This window comes from Stenotrophomonas maltophilia (assembly GCF_047782825.1).
In the GTDB taxonomy this organism is placed as follows: Bacteria; Pseudomonadota; Gammaproteobacteria; order Xanthomonadales; family Xanthomonadaceae; genus Stenotrophomonas.
Genome location: NZ_CP180589.1, coordinates 2185222 through 2208027, shown reverse-complemented (window position 1 = coordinate 2208027; position 22806 = coordinate 2185222). Strand labels below are relative to the sequence as shown.

Annotated in this window: 26 protein-coding genes; all 26 read left to right on the top strand. The window is 64.3% G+C overall.

Annotation, left to right across the window (positions count from 1 at the left end; all coding sequences use genetic code 11):
- Positions 1 to 2: 2 nt before the first annotated feature.
- The 26 genes from ACM2ZB_RS10385 to ACM2ZB_RS10260 all read left to right on the top strand — a co-directional run bounded on the left by ACM2ZB_RS10385 (position 3) and on the right by ACM2ZB_RS10260 (position 22547).
- Positions 3 to 446 (top strand): hypothetical protein, encoded by a 444-nt coding sequence (locus ACM2ZB_RS10385; RefSeq protein ID WP_234412125.1) that lies wholly within the window; start codon positions 3 to 5, stop codon positions 444 to 446.
- A complete protein-coding gene (locus tag ACM2ZB_RS10380) occupies positions 443 to 925 on the top strand; it encodes a hypothetical protein (RefSeq protein ID WP_416058420.1) in 483 nt (160 codons plus the stop codon). The genes ACM2ZB_RS10385 and ACM2ZB_RS10380 overlap by 4 nt, the downstream gene beginning before the upstream one ends.
- 1 nt (position 926) lies before the next feature.
- Positions 927 to 1214 (top strand): hypothetical protein, encoded by a 288-nt coding sequence (locus ACM2ZB_RS10375; protein WP_416058419.1) that lies wholly within the window; start codon positions 927 to 929, stop codon positions 1212 to 1214.
- Positions 1204 to 1416: a hypothetical protein gene (locus ACM2ZB_RS10370; RefSeq protein WP_416058418.1), complete on the top strand. Its 213-nt coding sequence runs from the start codon at positions 1204 to 1206 to the stop codon at positions 1414 to 1416. The genes ACM2ZB_RS10375 and ACM2ZB_RS10370 overlap by 11 nt, the downstream gene beginning before the upstream one ends.
- The gene (locus ACM2ZB_RS10365; RefSeq protein WP_416058417.1) at positions 1416 to 1778 is read left to right on the top strand and encodes an HNH endonuclease signature motif containing protein; all 363 of its coding nucleotides are present in this window, start codon (positions 1416 to 1418) and stop codon (positions 1776 to 1778) included. Before ACM2ZB_RS10370 ends, ACM2ZB_RS10365 begins: the two co-directional genes overlap by 1 nt.
- Before the next feature lie 132 nt (positions 1779 to 1910).
- The gene (locus ACM2ZB_RS10360; protein WP_416058416.1) at positions 1911 to 2336 is read left to right on the top strand and encodes a hypothetical protein; all 426 of its coding nucleotides are present in this window, start codon (positions 1911 to 1913) and stop codon (positions 2334 to 2336) included.
- A complete protein-coding gene (locus ACM2ZB_RS10355) occupies positions 2329 to 4023 on the top strand; it encodes a terminase large subunit (protein WP_416058415.1) in 1695 nt (564 codons plus the stop codon). Before ACM2ZB_RS10360 ends, ACM2ZB_RS10355 begins: the two co-directional genes overlap by 8 nt.
- Before the next feature lie 2 nt (positions 4024 to 4025).
- Positions 4026 to 5330, top strand: coding sequence for a phage portal protein (locus ACM2ZB_RS10350; RefSeq protein WP_416058414.1), 1305 nt, complete (start codon positions 4026 to 4028; stop codon positions 5328 to 5330).
- Positions 5327 to 6013, top strand: a complete 687-nt coding sequence (locus tag ACM2ZB_RS10345) for an HK97 family phage prohead protease (protein ID WP_108762313.1) — start codon at positions 5327 to 5329, stop codon at positions 6011 to 6013. The genes ACM2ZB_RS10350 and ACM2ZB_RS10345 overlap by 4 nt, the downstream gene beginning before the upstream one ends.
- Positions 6014 to 6022: 9 nt before the next feature.
- The gene (locus ACM2ZB_RS10340; RefSeq protein WP_416058413.1) at positions 6023 to 7270 is read left to right on the top strand and encodes a phage major capsid protein; all 1248 of its coding nucleotides are present in this window, start codon (positions 6023 to 6025) and stop codon (positions 7268 to 7270) included.
- A gap of 57 nt (positions 7271 to 7327) precedes the next feature.
- Entirely contained in the window at positions 7328 to 7726 is a 399-nt protein-coding gene (locus ACM2ZB_RS10335) for a hypothetical protein (protein ID WP_164272486.1), read from the top strand.
- Positions 7727 to 7729: 3 nt separating this feature from the next.
- Positions 7730 to 8017, top strand: coding sequence for a head-tail connector protein (locus ACM2ZB_RS10330; RefSeq protein WP_164272489.1), 288 nt, complete (start codon positions 7730 to 7732; stop codon positions 8015 to 8017).
- On the top strand, positions 8017 to 8343 hold the full coding sequence (locus tag ACM2ZB_RS10325; RefSeq protein WP_416058412.1) for a phage head closure protein: 327 nt from the start codon (positions 8017 to 8019) through the stop codon (positions 8341 to 8343). The genes ACM2ZB_RS10330 and ACM2ZB_RS10325 overlap by 1 nt, the downstream gene beginning before the upstream one ends.
- Positions 8336 to 8839: an HK97-gp10 family putative phage morphogenesis protein gene (locus ACM2ZB_RS10320; RefSeq protein WP_416058411.1), complete on the top strand. Its 504-nt coding sequence runs from the start codon at positions 8336 to 8338 to the stop codon at positions 8837 to 8839. The genes ACM2ZB_RS10325 and ACM2ZB_RS10320 overlap by 8 nt, the downstream gene beginning before the upstream one ends.
- The gene (locus ACM2ZB_RS10315) at positions 8839 to 9198 is read left to right on the top strand and encodes a DUF3168 domain-containing protein (protein ID WP_416058410.1); all 360 of its coding nucleotides are present in this window, start codon (positions 8839 to 8841) and stop codon (positions 9196 to 9198) included. The genes ACM2ZB_RS10320 and ACM2ZB_RS10315 overlap by 1 nt, the downstream gene beginning before the upstream one ends.
- Positions 9199 to 9276: 78 nt before the next feature.
- Positions 9277 to 9747 (top strand): hypothetical protein, encoded by a 471-nt coding sequence (locus tag ACM2ZB_RS10310; RefSeq protein ID WP_416058409.1) that lies wholly within the window; start codon positions 9277 to 9279, stop codon positions 9745 to 9747.
- Positions 9748 to 9874: 127 nt separating this feature from the next.
- Positions 9875 to 10249: a hypothetical protein gene (locus ACM2ZB_RS10305; RefSeq protein WP_416058408.1), complete on the top strand. Its 375-nt coding sequence runs from the start codon at positions 9875 to 9877 to the stop codon at positions 10247 to 10249.
- 56 nt (positions 10250 to 10305) lie between these two features.
- Positions 10306 to 10542 (top strand): hypothetical protein, encoded by a 237-nt coding sequence (locus tag ACM2ZB_RS10300; protein WP_416058407.1) that lies wholly within the window; start codon positions 10306 to 10308, stop codon positions 10540 to 10542.
- A 3-nt stretch (positions 10543 to 10545) separates the two neighbouring features.
- Entirely contained in the window at positions 10546 to 12519 is a 1974-nt protein-coding gene (locus tag ACM2ZB_RS10295) for a hypothetical protein (protein ID WP_416058406.1), read from the top strand.
- A 22-nt stretch (positions 12520 to 12541) separates the two neighbouring features.
- Positions 12542 to 13288 carry a hypothetical protein gene (locus ACM2ZB_RS10290; RefSeq protein WP_416058405.1) on the top strand — a complete coding sequence of 249 codons (747 nt, stop codon included), beginning with the start codon at positions 12542 to 12544 and terminating at the stop codon, positions 13286 to 13288.
- Entirely contained in the window at positions 13269 to 13511 is a 243-nt protein-coding gene (locus tag ACM2ZB_RS10285) for a hypothetical protein (protein ID WP_416058404.1), read from the top strand. Before ACM2ZB_RS10290 ends, ACM2ZB_RS10285 begins: the two co-directional genes overlap by 20 nt.
- 66 nt (positions 13512 to 13577) lie before the next feature.
- A complete protein-coding gene (locus ACM2ZB_RS10280) occupies positions 13578 to 17348 on the top strand; it encodes a phage tail protein (protein ID WP_416058403.1) in 3771 nt (1256 codons plus the stop codon).
- 6 nt (positions 17349 to 17354) lie between these two features.
- Complete coding sequence (locus ACM2ZB_RS10275; RefSeq protein WP_416058402.1) at positions 17355 to 20192, top strand: hypothetical protein; 2838 nt, start codon at positions 17355 to 17357, stop codon at positions 20190 to 20192.
- An 11-nt stretch (positions 20193 to 20203) separates the two neighbouring features.
- Entirely contained in the window at positions 20204 to 21328 is a 1125-nt protein-coding gene (locus tag ACM2ZB_RS10270) for a hypothetical protein (RefSeq protein WP_416058401.1), read from the top strand.
- Positions 21328 to 21807 carry a hypothetical protein gene (locus ACM2ZB_RS10265; protein WP_416058400.1) on the top strand — a complete coding sequence of 160 codons (480 nt, stop codon included), beginning with the start codon at positions 21328 to 21330 and terminating at the stop codon, positions 21805 to 21807. Before ACM2ZB_RS10270 ends, ACM2ZB_RS10265 begins: the two co-directional genes overlap by 1 nt.
- A gap of 230 nt (positions 21808 to 22037) precedes the next feature.
- A complete protein-coding gene (locus tag ACM2ZB_RS10260; RefSeq protein WP_416058399.1) occupies positions 22038 to 22547 on the top strand; it encodes a hypothetical protein in 510 nt (169 codons plus the stop codon).
- Positions 22548 to 22806: the final 259 nt, after the last annotated feature.

Here is a 22806-nt window from a genome sequence, read left to right as displayed (position 1 = left end):
CCGTGAGCACCCTGAAAACCATAGTCGGGACGTTCACCGCGGCAGTGGTGGCGCCAGCTACGGCCGATGCGTTGCGCGAGGCCGAGCGGATCATTCTTGGCGTCCCGCAGTCGGTGCTGCTGGTCGCTATGGCAGGAGCGCTGATTGGCGTCCTTCTCTTGCCCGAGAAGGACGCCGAGCGGGTAGCAGCTGATGCCACCCGCCGGGCCGGCCATCGCCTTCTGCAGACCGCCGCGCGCTGGGCGGCCCTTGCCGTGGCGGTCGTGGCCTACGCCATCGTGGCCGCATGGGTCATAGCCGTTGCCGCGTCCATCTGGCCGTCACTGGCTGGCGCCCCGCAGCTGCCGCTGGCCGGATTGTCCGGCGTCCTGATCCGCCGGCTGTTGCCCGGCTATGTGCGCATGGTTGAGAGAGCGACCGGCGCCATCGGAGGCGAGAAGCCATGAGCGAGATGATCCGATTCCTGCACGAACTGTGGGCGCTGGTCGTCGGCGCCGCTGCCGACGCGCTGCGCTGGCTGCGGAAGCCTGGTAGCAAGGTCAAGTTGGTGTGCGCGGTGTTGGCTTTCGGTTGCATGGTGTCCGGCCTGACCGCATGGGAGAAAGAGCAGAAGATCCGGGACCTGAGCGCCCAGGTCATCAAGGTACAGGCCGACTGGAAAGCGGATGCTGCCCGGCTGCAGTCTGATGTGGACACCCGCGATCAGCGGCTGGCTGAGGTGGCTATTGCCCTCCGGGCGGAGGCCGAGAAGCTGGAAGCCCTCAAGGCGGAGAGCGCGGCGGCCCTTCAGGAGTTGGCCGGAAAGATCGAGGCGTCCGAGAAGGAGGCTTTCACCTGGCGCGGTCGCTATGAAACGCGGCCGGATACGTGCAAGGCAGCGCTGGAGCTGCTTGATTCCGCCTGCCCAGCACTGAAGGGGTACTGATATGCGCGTCATCGTCGTCTTGACCGCAGTGCTGCTGGCCGCGTGCCAGGCGGCGCCTACCAAGCCGAATCCGCCGCCGGCGACGGTAATAGCTGTTCCGGTGGCAACGTACGTTCCCATCGATCCCCAGTTGCGCAAGCGGTGCAAGTGGATACGGGACGCCACTCCATCGGCCGTGTTCGACGTGAGCAACGGCCGGAAGCGTTGCCTCTTGCAGTACGAAGCGCAGCTGGACGCCATCGATCAGATCGAAGGCAATCCGGTGCCAGGTGGAAGTGATGGCCGATAACCGTCTGGATCGCCTGTTGGCGTTGGTCGAGAGGCAGCACGCCATCATCGAGGAACAGGGCAAGCAGATTGGCCAACAGTCCGAAAGCATCGCGCTGCTGACACAGTCAGTGGCCATGCTGCTGGGCGAGGAATTTGGCACACCGGTCTCTGATGATGCAGAGCCAGAGCGGCGCGCGGATATGGACGGAAATACCTACTGATGCCCGTCCGACCGCCGAAGCATCGACCACACGGGCGGGCGGGAGCGGCGTTCGCACCTCCCGCTAGAAACCGTCAGGCTGATCGTGCATTGCCAACGAACTCAACCCCTTGGCTTCGACTACGAGCGAAGGTGCTGGCCGCATCGCCGCTGTGTGTGAGCTGCCAGGCGCTGGGGCGGATCAAGCCGGCCACCCACGTGGATCACGTCGATGGTGACAGCCGGAACAACGAGTTGGCCAACCTTCAAGGCCTATGCGCGCAATGCCACAACGCTAAGACGGCGCGCGAGGACGGCGGATTCGGCAATCGGCGGCGGAAGCCTGTCGTTCCACAAACGGAACGAAAGTTAACGAAAATTTAATGGTTCGGGGTGGGGGAGGGGCAAAAGTTCAGGCCCCTCCCGCTCCGATACGTGCGCCCCCCTGTTTTTTTCCACCGTCAGTTGGGAAAAACCATTTTTTGAGGTGCAGCCGTTGCGCTGCTGGAACGAGCCATGGGCAATCCCCGCAAACCAACATCGCTAAAGGTGGTGGCGGGGACTGATCGTCCGGACCGCGACGCACCGCTGGCAGTGGATCTTCCGCTGGTTTCTGATGTGCCGCTGGCACCGGACTGGCTACCTAACGCCCACGCCATCAAGGAGTGGGAACGGCTCGCGCCAATCCTTCATGCCAACAAGCTGCTCACCGAAGCCGGCCTGTCGGCGCTCGGGCAGTTGTGCGCGCTGCATGGGAACACGGTGCAGATGTATGCCGCCGGCCTGGCGCCCGTCGCTTCCATGGTTTCGCAGCTGCGAGGCCTTATGAATGACTTCGGCCTGACGCCAGTTGCCCAGGGCAAGGTCCGGCCAGCTGGAGATTCCGCGAAGCAGGGCAACGCCTTCGCGAACAATGGCCAGAAGCGGAAGAGTCGTGCGTGACTATGTCGGCATCGCCAAGGCCTACGCAGAGAAGGCGATAGCCGACAAGAAAGGAAAGCGATTCGGAAAGCTGATCCGCCAGGCGGCAAAGCGCTTCCTGGCTGACCTCAAGCGGGCAAGCAGGAAGCGGCCGCCATTCCTGTTTGACGAGTGGCATGCGTGCGACCCGTGCGACTTCATCGAGAAGCTGCCTCACGTTGAAGGCAAGTGGGCACGCCCCGAGATCGAGCTGCACCATTCCCACGTCTTCTTCGTGGTTCAGCTCTTTGGCTTCCGCAACCATGACGGAAGCAGACGGTTCACATCTGCGCTTTTCGCTGTGGCCAGAAAGAATGCGAAGTCCACGTTGGCCGCTGCGATCCTGCTCTACTGCCAATGCTGCGAAGAAGAGGAAGGCGCGCAGATCATCTCCGCAGCGACCACCGGCAGCCAGGCGCGAATCATCTTCAACGTCGCCAAGCGCATGACCGAGAAGACGCCGGATCTGCAGGAGGCATTCGGGTTGGCCTGTTGGGCCAATGCCATCAGCCGGTTGGAGACGGGAGCAACCTTCAAGCCCATCAACGCCAAGGCAAGCACGCAAGACGGTCTCAACCCATCACATGTCGGGTTGGACGAGATCCATGCGCACAAGTCAGCCGACCTCCTGAACGTCCTTACATCGGCCGCCGGCGCACGGAGCAGCCCTCTCTGGCTCTACACCACTACGGAGGGTTACACCAACCCAGGCCCCTGGGGTGAGCTGCGGCAGTTCGCCAAGCAGGTATTGGCGGGAATCCTGGGAGAAAGTGCCGACCACTTTCTGGTGGTCTTCTACGCTGTCGATGAGGAAGACGACGAGTTTGACGAGGGCGTGTGGCAGAAGGCCAACCCCTTAATGGACGCAAATCCGCACCTGATAAAGGCGATCCGAAAGGAGGCTGTTGAGGCGCGGCAGATGCCGTCCAAGCTTGCTGAGTTCAAGATCAAGCGGCTCAACAGGCCGGCTTCTTCGGCCACTGGCTGGGTGGACCTGACCAAGTGGCAGAGGTGCGGAGGGCATGTGGATCTGGCTTGGCTCGAAGGTCACCCCTGTTGGGGGGCGCTCGACCTTGCGAGTACCACTGACCTGACGTCTTGGCGCCTGGTATGGAAGGTGGACGGTGTGTACTTCACCTGGGGCCGCAGGTTCGTACCCGAGGACGCCGTGCGCGTGCGAACGGAGCGAGGCGTTGTGCCCTATGCCGGTTGGGTAGCCGCCGGCTTGATCGAAGTAACGCCTGGCGAAGTCACCGACTACGAGGTGGTAGAGGCGCGGATGCGCCAGGACATTGAGCGCTTCAAGCCAGCGGCTGTCGCCTATGACCGATGGAATGCCCAAGAAATCAGCCAGCGCCTTCTGGCCGATGGAATCCCGTTGGTTGAGTTCAACCAGACCACGAAGAACTATCACCCGGCGATGCAGGAGCTTGAGCGGCTCTACATCAAGAAGGCCATCCAGCATGGAAACGATCCAGTGCTGAACTGGTGCGCGTCCAACCTGTTGGTGGTGAAAGACGGGAATCTCAATCAGAAGCCCGACAAGAAACGCTCGCCCGACAAGATCGACGACATGGTTTCGCTGCTCATGGCGATTGGCCTCTCCATTACCCCTGAAGAAGACGATGGCGACCTGGACGGCTTCTTCTCAAATCCAATCGTGGTGTGAAGATGACGAAGGACGCAAAGCAGAAAGGTCCCGGAAAGATCAAGTCATCGGTCCTGCGCTGGCTTGGCGTGCCCATCGGCCTAACCGATGAGGCCTTCTGGGCGGCCTGGTCCGGCGGTGGCTCCAGCGCCGGAAAGACCGTGAATCAACGCACGGTGCTGCAACTGTCTGCCGCCATGGCATGCGTGAGGCTGCTCGCACAGGTCATTGCAACGCTTCCGGTTGGGTTCTTCGAACGGAAGCCAGATGGAACGCGGGTGTCTGCCAACAGGCATCCGCTTTACGAGATCCTGCACAATCAGCCAAATGCTGATATGACGGCCGTGCAGTTCTGGGAAGTCGTCATGGTCAGCCTGCTCCTGTGGGGCAACGCGTACGCAGAGAAGACCGTCAGCTCAGGACGCCTAGTCAACCTGGAGTTCCTGCAGCCACATCGAATGGCTGTGAGGCGACTTCCAACGGGCGAGCTTGAGTATCGGTACTCCGGTGCCGATGGGCGCCAGCGAGTGATCCCCGAAGAACGAATGTGGCACATCCGTGGATTCAGCACGGACGGGACGATGGGGATATCTTCCATCCAAGCCGGCGCCCACGTGTTCGGTGCGGCCATGGCCGCAGACGAGGCCTCATCGAAGGTATTTGCCAACGGGATGAGTGTGGGCGGCGTGCTGACCACCGACCAGATCCTGACCGACAAGAACAGAGCCACTTTCCGCGAGAACATGAAGGCCGAGTTTGCGGGCGCCATGAACGCCGGCAAGACGATGTTGCTTGAGGCGGGAATGAAGTATCAGCAGGTCCCGATGAACCCGGAGGACGCGCAGCTTCTGGCCACACGTGCCTTCAACGTGGAAGAAATCTGCCGCTGGTTTGGCGTGCCTCCCTTCATGGTTGGCCACGCCGAAAAGTCCACCAGCTGGGGCACCGGCATCGAGCAGCAGATGATCGGCTTCCTGACCTTTTCCCTGGCGCCATGGTTGCGGAGGATCGAGCAGTCGATCCGGAAGGATCTGATGGCGCCCGCTGAGCGGGCCAGATACTTCGCCGAGTTCGCAGTGGAAGGACTCCTGCGCGCGGACAGTGCAGCCCGCGCTTCCTTCTATAGCACGATGGTCCAGAACGGGATCTATTCCCGCGATGACTGCCGAGAGCGGGAGAACTTACCTCGCAAGGGCGGAAAGGCAGCCGAACTGACCGTGCAGTCCAATCTTCTGCCCATCGACATGCTGGGCTCTAACACCGGTGACCAGCAGGCCCGTTCGGCGCTGATGGCCTGGCTGCAATCCGACGATGGGAAAACGACATGAATCGAAAAAATGCGGCCCTGAAGATCAGGGACTTCGACCTCTCCGTGAAGGCCGTCAGCGATGACGGCCTTTTCTCTGGGTACGGTTCGGTGTTCGGGACGGTCGACTCCTACCGTGAGGTGGTCGCGCCCGGGGCGTTCAGCGAGAGCCTGGCAGAGATCAAAGCCAAGGGCCGGCCGGTGCCGGTCCTGTGGCAGCACCGCAGCGGTGAGCCCATCGGGGTTTACACCAGCCTGGTGGAGGATGCGCACGGCCTGAAGGTTGAGGGCCAGCTCATCATCGACGGTGTGGCCCGCGCCAAGGAGGCGCACGCGCTGATGAAGGCCGGCGCTGTGTCAGGTCTGTCCATCGGCTACTACGTCCGTGAGGACAGCTGGGATGAGAAGGAGCGCGTGCGCACGCTCAAGAAGGTTGAGCTGGTGGAAATCAGCTTGGTCACCTTCCCGGCGAACGATGATGCCCGCATCGACGCCATCAAGTCGAAGCTGGCGCATGGATCCCTGCCGACCATGCCTGAATTTGAGCAGATCCTGCGTGAGGCAGGGTTCTCGAAAAGCCAATCCGCGGTGATCGCCAACCGCGGATTGAAGCATCTGCTGGACCGGAGCGAGTCCGGGAGCAAGGCGATTGAAGAAAACACGACCGTCCCTGTTCTGGGCCGGCTGACCCTCCCGACTTTCTGAGGAACAACTATGTCCCGCTACACCGCACTGGCCAGCTCGATTGGCCGCGAAATGAAGAACGCCCAGAACCTGGACGACACGCTGGAACTGAAAGGCCTCATCAGCCAGCTGAACGAACGTGACAATGAGATCAAGCTGTTCGCCGAGAAGGCCAGCAACGAGATCAAGGAACACGGCAAGGTCCTGGACGACACCAAGGGCGCCTTGGAGTTGCTTTCCAAGGGTGGCATCGAGATCAATGCCCGCCTGCTCGAAGTGGAACAGAAGCTGGCGCGTCGCTTCTCGGCCAACGACCCCGTTGACCTCAAGAGCATCGGTGAGCAGTTCACCGAGCATGAAGGCTTCAACGATCTGGTTGCCAAGGGTCGTGGCATCGCCCGGATGAACCTGAAGGCGGTGACCTCGATCACCAGCGCAACCACGGGCACCGGCGGCGTCGGCGCGGCCATCCAGCCGACGCGGGTTCCCGGCATCGTCGCAGGTCCGGATCGCCCCTTCACCATTCGCGACCTGATCATGCCGGGCCGCACGGGCTCCAACGCAATCGAGTTCGTGCAGGAATCGGGCTTCCAGAACATGGCGGGGCCGGTGGCCGAAACCGCCCTGAAGCCGCAGTCCGACCTGTCGTTCGAGCTGAAGACCACCACGGTCAAGACCCTGGCCCACTGGTTCCTGGCATCCAAGCAGGTTCTGGCCGACGTGCCGCTGCTGCAGAGCTACATCAACGGCCGCGCCATCTACGGCCTCAAGTACGTGGAAGAAGCCCAGCTGCTGGCAGGCGATGGCACCGGGCAGAACCTGCTCGGCCTGATTCCGCAGGCAACCGCGTTCAATGAAACGCTGCGTAAGGCCGGCGATACCAAGATCGATATCCTGCGCCGTGCCATCCTGCAGGTCCGTGTTGCCGAATACCGTGCCAGCGGTATCGCCCTGAACCCGGTGGACTGGGCAGACATCGAGCTGCAGAAGGATGAGCAGGGCCGCTACATCTGGGTGAACGTCGTGGAAGGCGGTCAGCCCCGCATCTGGAAGCTGCCCGTGGTGGACTCCACCGCGGTGCCGGAGGGCGAATTCCTGGTGGGTGCCTTTGATATCGCGGCCCAGGTGTTCGACCGCGAGGACGCAGCTGTCGAGGTTTCGACGGAGGACGGCGACAACTTCCGCAAGAACATGGTGACCATCCGCGCGGAAGAGCGCGTTGGCCTGGCCGTGTATCGGCCGGAGTCGTTCGTGCACGGGTCGTTCGAGGGCCCGTAAGGCTCATCACCGTTGAAATGGAGCGGCGGGCTTCGAGCCCGCCGCTGGAGGTCCAACATGGGATTCATCGCATTGAAGGGGTTCAATGACCCCAACGCCGAAGGCGGATATCAGAAGCGCGGCAAGCCCTGGAGCGGCCCGGAACAGCGAGCGAAGGATCTGCAGCATCTTGGCCTGATCGGTCACGCTGATGCGGGTGGCAAGTCGGCTCCGCTGCCGTCCAACAAGATGGCCCAACCGGCGTCCAACAAGGTGACGCAGACCGCCCAGGTCGCTGGCGCGGCCCTGGTGCGTCAGAAGGCCGAGAAGGTCACTACTGCGCTGGCGGGGGTGAGCGATCGCGCCACGCTGGAAGCTGCCCATGCGGCCGAGAGCGCCAAGGGCGCCAAGGCCCGTGAAGCGGTCCTGGCTGCCATCGACACCGCACTGGCCGCTCTGCCCGCAACGCAGGAGTGAGCCATGCTCATCGAACTGGCTGAGGCAAAGCAAAGCCTGCCGGTGATTCACGACGCCGACGACGCCCTCATTACCGGGCACATCGAGGCGGCGCAGGACTACATCGAGCAGTACATCGGTCGGTCGGTGCCCTGGATGGATGGATCGGAGCCGCCTGCAGCGGCTCCGGTCCCGCCCGCGATCAAGCAGGCGGCCCATCTTCTCGTCGGCGATTACTACTTCAAGAAGGACGAAAGCGATCTGGCTGTCCGCCGATTGTTGAATCCTTATCGCGTGTCCTGGGGGGTGTGATGGCCGGCAAGTACATGCACCGGATCACCCTGCAGGTGGAGGAACGGGTGCGCCTTCCCCTCGGCGGCGACCGAACGTCCTGGGTGGACTGGAAGATCGACGTTCCGGCCGAAGTAGTGCCCCTGTCCGGCCGAGAGTTCACCGCGGCCACGGCGGAACACGGCCAGGTCAGTGCGCGTATGGAGGTGCCATTCCTGCCCGGCGTGGTCAACACCATGCGGCTGCTCTTCGACGGCCAGGTTTACGCCATCCGCGCGGTGCTGCCTGACCCCACCGCGCGCCGCCATCTCACCCTCATGGTCGATGCAGGGATCTCCGATGGCTGAGCATCTGCAGATCAGCGGGCTCGACGGCCTGCTGGCTTCCCTGAAATCGCTGCCCGTCGAGCTGCAGGGGAAGCCATTGCAGGCGGCCATGCGTCGCGGCGGTAATGTGATCCGGGATGCTGCGCGTGCCCGCGTGCGGCGGGCCAGTGGCTATCTGGCACAGCAGATCGTGGTGCGCCGTGCGAACGCTAGGAACCGGAACAGGGCCGGCGTTGGCCCCGGCGGGGAGTACTTCACCGTCGGCGTGAAGACCGGAAAGCGGGTGAAGTACGCGAACACCAAGCGGAACCGGCGCCAGCGGCGCGTCGGCAAAACCTACGTGCAGGCGGGGTGGGCCTACTACTGGCGATACCTGGAGTTTGGGACCAGGAAGATGGCTGCAAGGCCGTTCCTTACCCCGGCTGCGGAGGCTAAGGGTGCAGAGGCGGCGCAGCTGATTATCGATCATACCCGGGTGGCCATCGACAAGGTAATGCGGGCAAGGGGGTGGCGTTGATGGTTCCGTTGATTCAGTCATTGCTCCAGGGCGATGCAGAGGTAAGGCGGGTGCTGGGCGATCCCATCCGTGTTTACCCCAATGCGGCGCCGCAGGACACGGCGCTGCCCTACGCCACGTGGCAGGCGGTCGGTGGGTCACCGCTCGCCGTGCTGTCTGAGCGTCCACCAGCTGACGGCTGGCGCGTTCGGATTGCCGTATGGGGCAGGGACAGCGGCCAGGCCAACGAGGCTGCGCTGGCGATCCGCGATGCCATCGAGGCCGTGGGCAGCATCGAGAGCTTCAATCCGCCGCCGGATGACGACGACACTGGCGCCTTCGGCATCTCCTTCGACGTGCGCCTGCTGCAGATCCGTTAGCGAAGCAGGTCACCTTCTATCCGCCGGCGCGAGCCGGCTTTTTCTTGCCCGGCACCGGGCCCCAAGCAGAGGTAGACCATGGGACAGGTTCTCAAGTCCAAGCACACCCAGCTGTTCATTGCCATCGGCGCGGCCGAGGTCATCAAGGTGACCCGCGTGCGCTCCGTCGGCTTCCCCGATGGCCAGGCGTCGGAGATCGATATCTCCGACTTCGACGATGACTGGGATCAGTACGTTGCCGGTCGCAAGGCCACCGGCAGCACCACCATCGAGGTCATCTACGACGCGGAGGATTCCGAAGCGCTGGAAGAGCTGCACCGCACCGGCGCGGTGGTCAACTTCCTGGTGACGGCGCCGGAGTCGGAGACGGCCGGCGTTGCCAAGCCGGCGGCTGTCGCTGGCGTCATCACCCCGCCGGACAACGTGCTTTGCAAGCAGTTCAACGGTTTCGTGCAGAACTTCGCCGTGACCGTGGCGGACAACGACGTTTGGAAGGCGACGATGACCATCCGTGGTTCCGGTGCCGTCGAGACCCACCGGCCCGACTGATCGGCCGAACGGCGCTCTCTCTTTTGGCCCGCGCGAGCGGGCCACTCTCTTTGGCAGGGCGCGCGGATCCACCGCGTGTTAGCCGTGCGCGGCCCGCGCGCCCTGCCGCCATACCTGGAAACGGCCAATGAGCAAGACCAACGAAACCAACGAAACACAGCCGCTGGAGCCGGTGAGCATCCTGCAGGCTTTCACCAACGCCGGCATGTTCGCGGCCAAGGATTTGCAGCCGGATACCATCGAGCTGCCGGATGGCAGAAAGGCGCAGTTTTACGTGCGCTCGCTGCCTGACACCGAGTTTCGCGACCTGTACGCCACGGGCGACCGCTCCAAGCTGATCGCAGCCACGATCTGCGACGCGGAGGGAAAGCGCGTGATGACCCCGAAGCAGGCTGGCGAGCTGAAACCCAAGGTGGCGGCCAGCCTGCAGTCCATCGCGCTCAAGCACGCCGGTTTCGGCAGTGATGGCGACGCCCTCCTGGAAGAAGCGGGAAACGACTAAGGAAGCGCGGCGAGGATTGGTTTTGGCACGTCCTCGCCGGGCACCTGCATCGCACGGTGGCAGAGCTTCGCGCGACCATGTCTCGGCGGGAGTTCCTGTGGTGGTGGGAGTTCCACAAGCGAAACCCCATCGACCCGGTCAGCATCCACCAGAAGCCAGCAGCGCTGATCGCGTACGTCACTGCTGCGCACAGTCAGGGCGGCACCAAGCGCAACATGCAGCACTTCCTGGACACGTTGGTGCCACGATCCGACGAGGACGAGGCAAAAGACTGGTTCGAATCTCTCGGATGACCCATGGCCGATACCTTCGGGCGCTTTGCCGCGCTTCCAATTGGCCCTCTGCTCGCTGCCCGCGACGGAGGGCTCACCCTGGCAACTACTGCGGCTGCCGATACCAACCGCTGCGCTCGCTCCGACTTCGCACTGGCCAACGGCCTGGTGGGGGTCGAGTTTGCGCTGTGGGGCGATGACGACCTGGCGGCAGTGGTCGGCTTCGTGACCGCAGCGGCGGCCCTGGATGAATCCCCCGGCTCCAACGGGGACGGCATCGGCTGGGAGCTGGCTACCGGGCGGCTGGTGCAGGGCATCGGCGCCATTGCCACCGGACTGCCGGTGGTGGCCCACGGCGATATCGTGGGTCTGCGCGTTGCCTTCGGCAGCCCCTCGCGGCTGAACCTGTACCTCAATGGCGTCCTGGTCCACCAGCGCGATCTGCTGCTGGCCGGTCCACTGCACTTCGCGGCTGGTCTGGCCGCATCCAAGGCAGGCGGGCTGTGTCTGGCGGTCAACGCGGGGCAGTGGGGCGCGCGTAGCGAGGCGGCGCTGGCGGGCTGGAAGCTCGATGCCAATGCCTCGGCCACGCCACCGGTGAGGTTGGCCGATGCCGACTGGCTCAGCGCGCCCGGCGACAGCCCGGCCAACGCTCGATACGAAGGCCTTGTCGCCGAGGGTGTCAGCCTGGTGCAAGAGCTGAGCTTCTGGCCTTGGGGTGGCGATCCGGTTTCGCAGACGGCGGCCGCGCAGTGCCTGGTCGCCGATGCCGATGGGGTGCTGGATGCATTGGCGCTTTCCGGTGGTTCGGGCGAATCCGTCCGCATCCTGATGGTGGATGAGTCCGCCATGCTGGCGGAAGCGCAACCTGCGTTCCGCTGCGCAATCGATCAGATCGAGATCAACGACGACGGCAGCAAGACCCTGCACCTTCGGGACGCACACGACTACCTGAGCCAAACGCTGAACCGTGGCGTGTTCCTGCCCAATATCGAGTCCCTTGCTTGGAAGCCCCAGCCGGTCGTGATCGGCGCGGTGGCCAGCGTGCCGGCTGCCGGCGGCAACTCGGATGCGACGGCGATGTTTCTGGCCGACGTGCCGGTGTTCGTCGAATCGGTCATGGACCGCGGCGACCTGATGGAGCCGGGTGCGTTCAGCGGCTCGCCGGACGGGCAGCAGCTGCTGATGAAGTCGCCGCCGGTGACCCCCGTGGTGGCCGACCTTTCGAGCATAGGGCCCGGAATGGCGCCTGCAACGCTTACCGCTGCCGTCGCTGATGTGATGGGTAGGCTGGGGCAGGGCGCATGGTCTGCGGCCGACTGCGGGGCTGTGGACGCGGCTACCGGCTATGCGGGCGTTGGGTACTACGCGGGCACCTCGATCACCGGCCGGGATGCGTTGAACGCGATCCTGCCCAGCTTCGGGGTGGGGTGCTACCAAGACGCCGCCGGCGTCCTTCGATTCATCCAGGTGGTTGCGCCGGAATCGTTCACTGGGCCGATGGCGTTTGAACTGTCCGAAGCCGATATGGCCAGCGATCTGGTGGGGGTGCCGGACGAGGCGCCGAACCTGACCCGCCGCATGGCCTACCGGCCGAATGCGCAGGCCTTGGGTGCGTCCGACCTGGTGACGGATGTGGTTGACGTTCCCCAGGCCCGCCGCGACGAGCTGACGGCGCTGTATCGGGGCCAGGTGTACGCGGCTGGCCTGTTGGATCCGCACTACCGCCGGGCTGATGCGGCCGACCCAGTGATCTCGCTGTTCTGGCATGCGGCCGACGCCCAGGCGGAAATCGACCGGGTGGTGGCGATATACCAGCGGCAGCGGTTTTTCTACCAGGTGACCGTGCGAGGCGACCAGCAGCTGGCACCGCTCCCCGGACAGGTCGGCCGCTTGACCTATGGGCGGTACGGTCTCGCCGATGGCAAGCCGGTGCTGGTGCGACGCGTGGAGCGCAACCCTGCCACGGGTGACGTGGTGCTGACGGTGTGGGGGTAAGGGCGTGCTTATTGGATTCGGAATGCCGGCAGTGGAGACGGCCACCCTGACCGGCGGCACCTGGCTGACCGCCGATCAGGGCAGTGCGCTCTTCGACGGGAAGCCTGCCCGCGCCACGCGCGTGAGGCGCACGGGCAATCTCGCGATCACCATCACGCTGGCTCAAGCCATCGTGCCTGGGATCATCGCAGTATTGGGCCTGAGCGTGCCGGCGGGCGTCGAGGTCCGGGCAGCTGGCGCAACGGCCACGACGGTCAAGCTGCCCGATGGCAGCGTGTGCGCCTGGCTCTTCCCGCTTGCCAGCGCGCCGCTGGGCGTCGTGTCGGTCGAGATCGACACCACCGCGGTGAACGTTGATATCGGTGAGATCGCGATCTTCCGATCAGTCGATGTGGGAATCAGCGATGGATGGGGTGTGGTCACGATCGACACCAGCGCCCACACCCGCACCAAAGGGGCGCAGCTCAACACGGTCCCCGGCGCGACCTATCGTCGCCTGACCTGCAACCTGTCCGGCCGGCCAACCGAGCTTGTGCGCGGCGGCGGCCTGGCCGGTGGCGTGGACTGGGAGACGGTTGCTGCCGCGATGGCAGGGCGCCAGCGTTCCTGCCTGGTGCCTCAGTTCAGGGATATCGCATCGAAGATGTTCGACCCCGTGCTGGCGGCCAGGTCGGCGATGTATGGCTATCCCACCCAGCTACCGAGCGCGGAGAACATCAGCCGCAACTACTTCACCGGGTATCTGGAATATGAGGAAGTTCCTGCCTGACGCTGCAGTGGAAGAATGGCATCATGGCCCGAGTGACCAATCAATAGGGGGCGTGATGTATATCTTTCTGGCAGTTGTGGGGCTGTTGGCCGCGCTTGTGGGCGCCTTGATGCTCACCAAGGCAACCATGGGCGTGGGCGTGATCGCGTTCGGCATATTCCTGGCCGCCCTGGCCCGCATCATTCAGGCGGAGCGCCATCAGGCGCAACTGCTCAATAAGTAGGCCGGTCCACCGGCACCCGTCCCAAAGCCCCGCCTTGTGCGGGGCTTTCTCGTTTCTGGAGCCGACATGTCCCTGTACACCCTCACCGTCGATCTGCTGATGAAGACCGGATCCTTCGTGAAGGATGCCGGCAAGGCCGCCCGCCAGTTCGAGCAGTCGATGGATCGCATGCAGGCCACTGCGAAGCGTGCCGGGACCGCAATCGGGCTTGCCATCTCCGCCGGCATAACAAGCACCAGCGCAGCTGCTGTTGCCTGGTCGCGCCAGGTCGCGGACCTCAGTATCCAGTACGAGCGCATGGGCACGCTGGCTGGGACCAGCTCCGAAGCCTTCCAGCGAATGGCTGCTGGTGCCAACGTTGTAGGGATCAGCCACGAGAAGCTGGCCGACATCCTCAAGGATGTGCAGGACAAGATTGGCGATTACGTCCAGACGGGCGGCGGCGCGATGGCCGACTTCTTCGACAACATCGCCCGGCGCACAGGCGTCACTGCGGAACAGATGCGAAAGCTGTCTGGTCCAGATGCGCTCGGGCTGTACTTCAACAGCCTGGAGCGGGCCAACCTGTCGCAGTCCGAAATGACCTTCTACATGGAGGCCATCGCCAGCGATTCGTCAATGTTGATGCCCCTGCTTCGGAACAACAGCGCCGGCTTTCGCCAGTGGGGGGACGCTGCGGAGGCCGCTGGCGCCATCATCGATGGAAAGACCACAAAGGCGACCATGCGCCTGCGGGAGATCACGCAGGAAGCAGACCTGGCAATGATGGGGTTGAAGGTCAGTGTGGCAGAGGAACTGCTGCCGACGCTCCACAATCTGACCGAGTTCATGGCCTCGCAGCAGACGAGGAACGCCTTCGCAACCGCCACCAAATGGGTGGCGGAGCTCACCGGCCAGATGGCGGATGGCGCGGTCCAGATTGTTAACCTGATTGGGCGCTACGCCGAGCTGCAGGCTCTTGAAGGGGCCTCGGTCGGTGCGCTGAATAATGCAACCGAGGATGCACTGAACGAGCAGATGGGCGATCTGTTCGCGCGCCGCAAACTGCTGTTGACCGTGGAGGCGCCGTCACCCGAGCGAGACAAGGAGGCAGAAAGGTTGCTGGCAGAGCGCCTGCGTATCCAGCGCGAGCTGACTCGGCGCTACGGACCGCAGGTCACGCTGATCGATAACGGGCAGACGCTTCCGGACTCGGCGCTGAAATCGAATACGGTCGGGTACAAGCCGACGGGTAACATCGACAAGGGCGCAAACGACAAGGCAGAAGCTGACGCGAAGCGCCGCGCTGAGGAAATTGCCCGCTACAAGCAGCAGGCTGATGAAGCTGCTGGCGCCATGAATGGCCCGCTCGCCGAAGCTATGGCCAAGCACCTCGGCAACATGGCTGAGTACAACGACCTGTTGTCGAAGGGCAACATTGCCCAGGCAGATGCCAACGTGCTGATGGGACAGAGCGCGCTGGAGTACGCGAAGGTAGCAGCCGAGGTCGAAAAGGCGATGGGCGGCCCAGAGCAATTGCTGGCCACGTTCGATTCCGAGCTGGCCATGTTGGGCAAGGTTGGCCGGGCGCGCGAGCTGTATCGCCGCCAGCTGGTCAACGAGAAGGACATGCGCGACGAGCTGCGGAAGGCCGTAGAGGCTGCGGGCAGCAAAGAGGCGCTGGCCCTGGCCAAGGGCGCTTCCAGCTATGCGGAGTACGAGCGGTCCATGTTGGACGCTGCTGCTGCAGCAGCTGAGCTGTCGTTGCAGATCGAAGAAACTGCGGCCCACGCCGAGGCCCTGGCAAATGTGATCGTGTCCGGCCTTTCCGATGGCGTGGATGCCTTCGCCGACTTCGCGGCCGATGGCCTGCGCAACTTCGACAATCTCTGGGACGACCTCAAGAACGTGGCCAAGCGCGGGCTGCGCGACATGATCGCGGAGATCGCCAAGCAGAAGCTGGTGATCCCCATTCAGACGCAGCTGATGAACGGGATCAGCGGGCAGGGCGGTGGCCTGAGCCTGCAAAGCATCATGGGCCTGTTCGGCGGCAACGGCACTGCAGCAGGCGGTCAGAACGCAAGCACCATCGCTGGCCTGCTCTCGCAGGGTCAGGGCCTGTTCGGAGGCGCTGCTTCGGCCGCGAGTGCAACCGGAGCAAGCTCGCTGGGTGGCAGCATGGCCAGCCTGGCCGCGTTGACCGGGGGCGGTACGGCATCCGCTGGTGCCGCGAGCGGCGCCGCCGGCGCTGCGACGGGTGCGCTGGCCGGCGTTGCGGCCTTCGCTCCGTACGCCGCCCTGATCGCCATGGGCATGCAGATGGCCGGCAGCGCCTACAAGGAAGGGTTTGGGCTGGAAAACCAGAACAAGATGGGCCTTCTCAACCGGGGCCACTTGGCATCTGGCGGCCTGCTCACGCCGGTGATGATCGACAGCATGTCTCTGGACTACCTCGGCCGCGCGCTGGGTATGAACCGCAAGACCGCGGCTATCTTCTCGGGCAGCTCCCTGATGGGCAAGGCGTTCGGCCGCAGCGCCCCGAAGATCACCGGCCAGGGCATCACCGGCTCGTATGGGTTCGGTGGCCTGGACGGCCAGAGCTACGCCGATGTGAAGCAGAAGGGAGGCTGGTTCCGCTCCGACAAGAAGTGGACGCAGTACGGCACGCTGGATCCGGGCATCGATCGCACGTTCGACATGGCGGCGCGCCAGATCCGTGGGGCAACCACTGACCTGGCCAAACAGCTGGGCGTGGATCTCACCCGGCAGCTGGCTGCGGTGAAGGTGGACCTGGGTAAGCTGCAGCTTTCGTCCGATTCGGAGGAAGCGCAGAAGCAGCTGGAGGCCTACCTGGCCGACATGCAGGACCGGCTGTTCACCGAGGCAGTGAAAGCGGCCGGGTTTGGCAGCCAGCTGGATGGCTACTTCGGTTCTGCTGACGTGTTCAGCGCCCTGAGCGCGTCCATCGAGCTGGCCGTGGGCAATGCGGACGACCTGGGCCGCGCGCTGACCGGGCTGGAGATCGACAAGGTCAACAAGGCCGTGGACTACTTCCAGGACCTGGCCAGCGTTGCTGGCACGGACCTGGCCACGCAGATCCAGAAGGTGACCGGCCTGCTGGGGAACTACGCCACGCTGATGGCGGACGTGTCCACGCAGCTGCTCACCGGTGACCTGTCCAGCTACCAGCAGCAGGCGCTGACCATCGAGCGGACCTACCGCCAGCAGGTGAAGTCGGCCAACGACTACGCCAAGGCGCTGGGCCTGTCCGGTGCGAGGGCTGAAGACCTGGCCAAGATCGAAGCTCTGCGGGCCATGAACATGGGCAAGCTGCAGGCGCAGATCGACAAGGACAAGAAGGCCATGCAGTACGGCCTTTCGATCAGCGACCTGTCGCCGCTGACGGACCAGGAGAAGCTGGGCGAGGCGATGAAGGAGTTGGAGCGGGCGGTGGCCGGCGGCGACACCAGCGCCGCGCAGGCGGCCGCCCAGGCCGCGCTCGGCTTCGGTCGGAACCTCTACGCCAGTGGCCAGGACTACAACGGCCTGTACGGCCAGGTCACCGGCCTGATCGATGGCATGAAGGTCGGCGACCTGAACATGGAGGACGGCACCAGCATGGGTGCGCTGGCCGACGTGATTGAAGCGCTGCCGGACAACTTCAGCCGTGCCGTGTTCGACCTGGTGGTGGACAACAACGGCCAGGCCCAGACCACGGCGGCCGTGCAGCAGAGCAATGCGCTGCTGACCGACGTGAAAGGGCTGCTGCAGGACCTGCTTTCCACCACGACCCAGGGCGTCCGTACGTCCAGCAGCAACGCGCTGCGCAACTCTCTCAACGCTGTCCAGGTGAGGTAACGCCCAATGCTGCAACGGAAACTCACGCTGGTGGAGATCGGCGTGGGCGCTTTGCCGTCCCCGACGCCGCCGGCTCCGCGCTTCTCGACCTGGTTCCCGGTGGCCTACCGTGCGCCGGACGTGCCACCGGTGGACGGGGTGACCCCCACCCCGGTGGCCGACGGTGTTCTGCTGGAATGGCCGGCCGTGGATCAGGTCGGCGTCATCTACGTGATCGAGCGTGGCCCGGCCCAGGATGGGCCGTGGACGGAGATCTACCGCACCACCGAAACCCGCTACCACTACAGCGACGGCAGCGGCACCCAGTGGTGGTTCCGGATCACGCCCACGGTGCGCGGCAAGCCAGGCGGCGGCACGGTGATCGTGGCCACGCCTTCCCCCACCACCGCCGACTTGATCGAGCAGCAGCACCGGTTGACCCAGGAGATTGCCGATCGCATCGAGGCCGATGGCCTGGAGGCGGCGGCACGTGCCGATGGCCTGGCCGCTGCCGCCCGGGACCTGCTGGCCGAGTCGGTCCTGCGGCAGCAGGGCGTGGCCGATGCCATGGAAGCGATCGCGCAGGAAGCGCAGGACCGCGCCAGCGCCGTGCTGAATGAGCGGCTAGAGCGCGAGGCAGCAATCAGCCTGGAGGCGGAAACGAGGCAGAGCGACGTGGAATCGCTGTCGCGCGCGCTGTCCGAAGTCGTGGCAGGCAGCGGCACGCAGTTCGACAGCCGGACGATCTGGTACTTCGACACCACGACCGAGGGCTGGACCGGCAACGGGTCTGAACCAACGATCATGGATGGCTGGCTGCGGCCGGCAAACGGCGTGGATTCGCCGTGGGTGCAGTCGCCCGCCGGTCTGGAGATCGATGGGAGCGCATACCGTTTCGCCAAGCTGCGGGTGAAGCGGGTGGGCGCGCCGGTGTGGAACGGCTTCCTCCAGTGGATCACTGCAGAAGACCAGGCCTGGGACGTGGAGAAGCGCGTGCCGGTGGCGGAGCCGCTGTGGGATGACCACGGCGTGGCGACCGTGGACGTGGCCGATATTACGTGGTGGCCGGGTGAGGTCGATGCTATCCGGTTGCAGTTTGGCGATGAGCAGGCGGTGGCCAACTACTTCCTGATGGATTGGGTAGCCATTGGCCGCCCGACCCCAGGCGCCGGCGTGGCCCTGGTGCAGGAGGAAGCCCGGGCCAGAGTGGCTGCCGACAGCGCCGAAGCCAGCCGGCGGGAGACGCTGGCTGCGCAGCTGCGCGGAGACTACGACGGCACGGACATTTCCCAGGTGGCTACCGGCCTCTTTGCCTCGGAGCGGGACGCGCGCGTCAGCGCCGACGAGGCCAGCGCGACCGCCATCGAGGTGCTGCAAGCCCGCATGCCGATCGGCGACGGCCTGTTGGCTACCGAGGCCAGCGTTACCGAAGAGAGCCTGGCGCGGGCAGACGGTGACAGTGCCAACGCTCAGGCAATCCAGCTGGTGCAGGCCCGCATGCCGGATGGTGATGGGGCTGTTGCATCCGCCGACGCACTGGAGACGGTTACCGCCCGCGTGGAGGAAACGGAGGACGGACTGCGGGCGGTGGGCGAGCGGGTCAGCTCGGTGACTGCCCAGCTGGAAGGAGACTTTGCTGGCGATGAGGACAGCTACGCCGGCGATGAGGACGTGTTTGCCGGCTCACGGTCTGTCTTCAGCGCGATCGCAGAGGGTGATCTGGCCCAGGCAGAGAACCTGGCGCGACTCGACGCCAGCGTGGGCAAGTTCCAGGCACTGGCGACCCAGCAACTGCAGGCGATGGCCACCGACGTTTCGGCTCAGGCTGAGCGCTTGGACGTGGTCCAAGTGGATCTGGATGGCAAGGCGTCGGCGGAAGCGGTGTCGCAGCTCCGGGCCTCCGTCGAGCAGAACGCTGACGGCATCGTGGCGATGTCCGAATCACTGCAGGGCGTGAAGGCCGAGCTCGACGACAAGGCCAGCGCGCAGGTTGTTCAGGGCATGGAAGCTCGGGTTGAGCAGACCGAGGGTGGCCTGGCGCAGGTGCTTGCCAAGGCGTTCCTCTACCTCATCGCCGACAGCGGCGCCGGGCCGCTGATCGGCGGCATGGAGCTGGGCAACGACGGCAACGTGGTCACCCTGAAGTTCCTGACCAACAGCATGGAGATCGTGGCGCCGGCAGGGGCCAACGAGGGCATGGAATGGCGGCAGGGCTACCTGCGTACCTGGAAGGGAGCCTCGCAGCGGATCATCGGCCCAGGCTTCGGCGATCCTGCCGAAAAGCTGATGGATTACTTCGGGCCGAACGTGGGCGCCGCGGCGGCGAGCAAGGCCAACGCCACGCAGTGGTTCGATGCAGACGGAAATGCCTACTTCGGCGGGCAGCTGGCTGCCGGCGTGCTGCACAACGTGGTGCGGACCACCACCACGCAGACGGTGGGCACCGAGCTGGTCAACGGGCCATTCACCACGAACGGGCGCGTGCGCGCGGTGACGGTCAGCTTCAGCCGCCGCATCACGCGCATCCACAACGGGTTCGGCACAGATGGGTTCGTGGCTGGCGCCGGTGCCAACACCGCCACGGTCCAGATCTATCGAAAGATCGGGGATGCCGCCGAGACGCTGTGGCAAACGCTCAACGTCAATGGCTACGTGAACATCCAGAACGAAGGCGACGCGCCCGATCGCGCGGACTCCTACTGGGGTTCCTCGTTCACGGTCAATGACACCAGCCCAGCAAGCCAGACGGTCCAGTACCGCGGGGTAATCACCGCATACGCCGCCCAGTCGGTGACGCATCAGTCGGGCGTCATCAACAGCACGACAACCACACAGACGCTCACCATCGGTTCGGTGGAGCAGTAGCGGGAGCAGCGATGGCACTTCAAAAGATCGATATCAACACGCCGCAGCCCAATGGCAAGTTCGGCGAGTCCACACGTTCGGCGAACATCAAGTACAACTCCAACATCACCGAGATTGGCGAGCGGCTGGAGGCCTTGGAAGATGGCGATGCTGAGTCGATTTCTGGTCTGCGCGAGGATCTTCAGCAGGAGGTGCAAGCTAGAACACTCGCAGATTCTCAATTGCAGCAGGACGTTGAACAGGAGGCTCTGGCTAGAGAAAGTGCGGACACGCAGATTTCTACCCGGCAACACCAGGTAGAGCAAGACGTGCTGGATCTTGCGTTGCATTTGCAGGAGGTGCCTGGGTGCAATCTGCTCATGAACTGCGGCATCCCGATCAATCAACGTGTTTTTTCCGGCGGCAGCCTAGCGGCGGGCAACTACGGATATGACCGATGGAAGGCTGGCCCCGGCGGCGGTAATGTGGTTATCGATCCCGTGACGGGTCAGTTCAATCACAACAGTGGCCCCTTGGTGCAGGTCATTGAAAGTCCTGCTGGTGCTTGGGGGCAGCCGCTGTTTATAAGCGTTGAGAATCCGAGCGGTCCGCTGCAGGTGAGCGTAGGCGGTGCTACTGGAACGATTACCGCTGGTACAGGACGGCGCGGAGTGCAGCTGACACCATCCGGAAGTGGTCACATGATTGTCCAGCTAACGGCTACAGGGGTCACATACAGGAGACCCAAAGTTGAGCGTGGCACCTCGGCATTTTCCTTCGAGTTCAGAAACACGGCATTGGAGCTTCTGTTGTGCCAGAGGTACTACGAAAAGTCCTATGCGCAGGAAGTGGCGCCAGGCACGGCCGGCGCAGTTTCCGGGCAGGAAGCCTACTTCCTATATGGGGTGGCTACCGCCCAATACTCCTTCGGTGGAAAGATTCCATTCAAGGTGCAAAAGCGCTCCGCTCCGGCGGTTACCTGTTACAGCACACAGTCCGGCGCTCCAGGTAAGGCGTGGTCGGCGGCGCCGGTGACGGACGTGAATGCGACAGTTGAAAGCGTGGGCTCATCTGGCGCATTTATCACCATAGGGCCGGTCACCTCGAACAACCTAAACTGCCGATGGCAGTGGACGGCAGACTCGGAGATTTATTGATGTACCAGCTGACTGGAAATCCCGACATCATTCTGCACGTCGAAACCGGCACTTTCATTCCTAGCGGTCATGGCCTGTGGGATCTATACCAACTGTGGCTGTCTGCGGGCAACGAACCTCTACCTGTCGAAGCAACCGGCCCGGCGCCGCACTCACCCGAGCACTACCGTGCGATCCGCGACGCGGCGTTCGCGTGGATGCGCGGCGTGGTCGTGGCACGAGGCTACGACAGCATTGAAACCTGCGTGGGCTACTACAACAGCGGCGTCGCCCGATACCGCGCGGAGGCCCGGGCCATGGTGGCGTGGCGTGATGCTGTAAACCAGGCGTTGGAGGCGCTGGTGTTGGCCCCACCCGAAGGCGTTGAGACGTGGGACCAAGTGCGCGCGCTGCTGCCGCAGCCGGAAGCATTCGCTTGGCCAGGAGTGGTGGAGTTGCCCCTGGGCTCAGAGACCGCGCCGCCGGTGGCGATCACCTAGCCCCGCCGATCATTCCGCTGGCGTGTAGGGACCACCTGACCCTAGGCAGCGCCCTTGCCCGATAGTCTGGGGCAGGCGAGAGTGCCATTCTGCGGCTGCCGGATCCGGGGCCGCAGGCCGCTCAACCCGGATGCGCCTGAGCAGCGCCAGGCCGGCACCACCACAATGGTTCAGGCGAGACTTTCGCCGCGGTCGCAGCATCTGCGACCGCCGGTCGTATGCTCCCGCACATGCTCACCCCCAGCTCCTACCAAGGGTTCCGTTCCGCCCCGATTCCATCTGGATGGGTCCAGACGGGTGACCGGTGGGCGCTTTGGTACAACGGCAGGGAGACGGCCAGCGTTGTGCCGGACGGCCGGCCGGGGCTGCGCCTCTGGATGGAGGGGCAGAAATTCTGGCAGGTGAAGGACGTGCGCGTGGCCAGTGTCCGGCAGGGCAAGCGCTTCGCTGAGCGCTGGTGTGCGGCCAGGCTCTATCCGGGCCTGCCGCTGCGCGAGGCGGTAGCTCGACTGACCGATAACACTCCTGTAGCTCCGTCGCCGCCGCTGCCCGGCCTGCCGCCCACACGCGAGCAGCTGCAACAGGCCCAGCGCCTGGACGAGGCCTCAGCGGTTGCCGCCGCCAGAGTCAAAGCGGCGCTGGAGCCGCGGCGGGCGCCGGTGGTGACCAAGCCCAGGGCAAAAGATCCAATGAAGGCCTGGGTGAGGGCAGGGCGTCCGCGCTGGAACCACACCGTCTGACCCATTTGGCTCCAGAAAACTCGGGCACCCCGCCTTGTGGCGCAAGGGCCTCGACCGGCTTGCTCCAGAAATGAAGTCAAAGCAAGTCTTTGATTCCGCTCCACAGTCAGGCAGACTTCTAAGCCGGCGGTTACAGGTTCGATTCCTGTCGGGCGCGCCATCGGCACGACATCAGGGCAACGCTGGCGGGTGTGAAGAAGTGCTTGCAAAAGCACGACGACTCCACCAGAATGTCGGACTCGCTTCGGCGGACACGAAC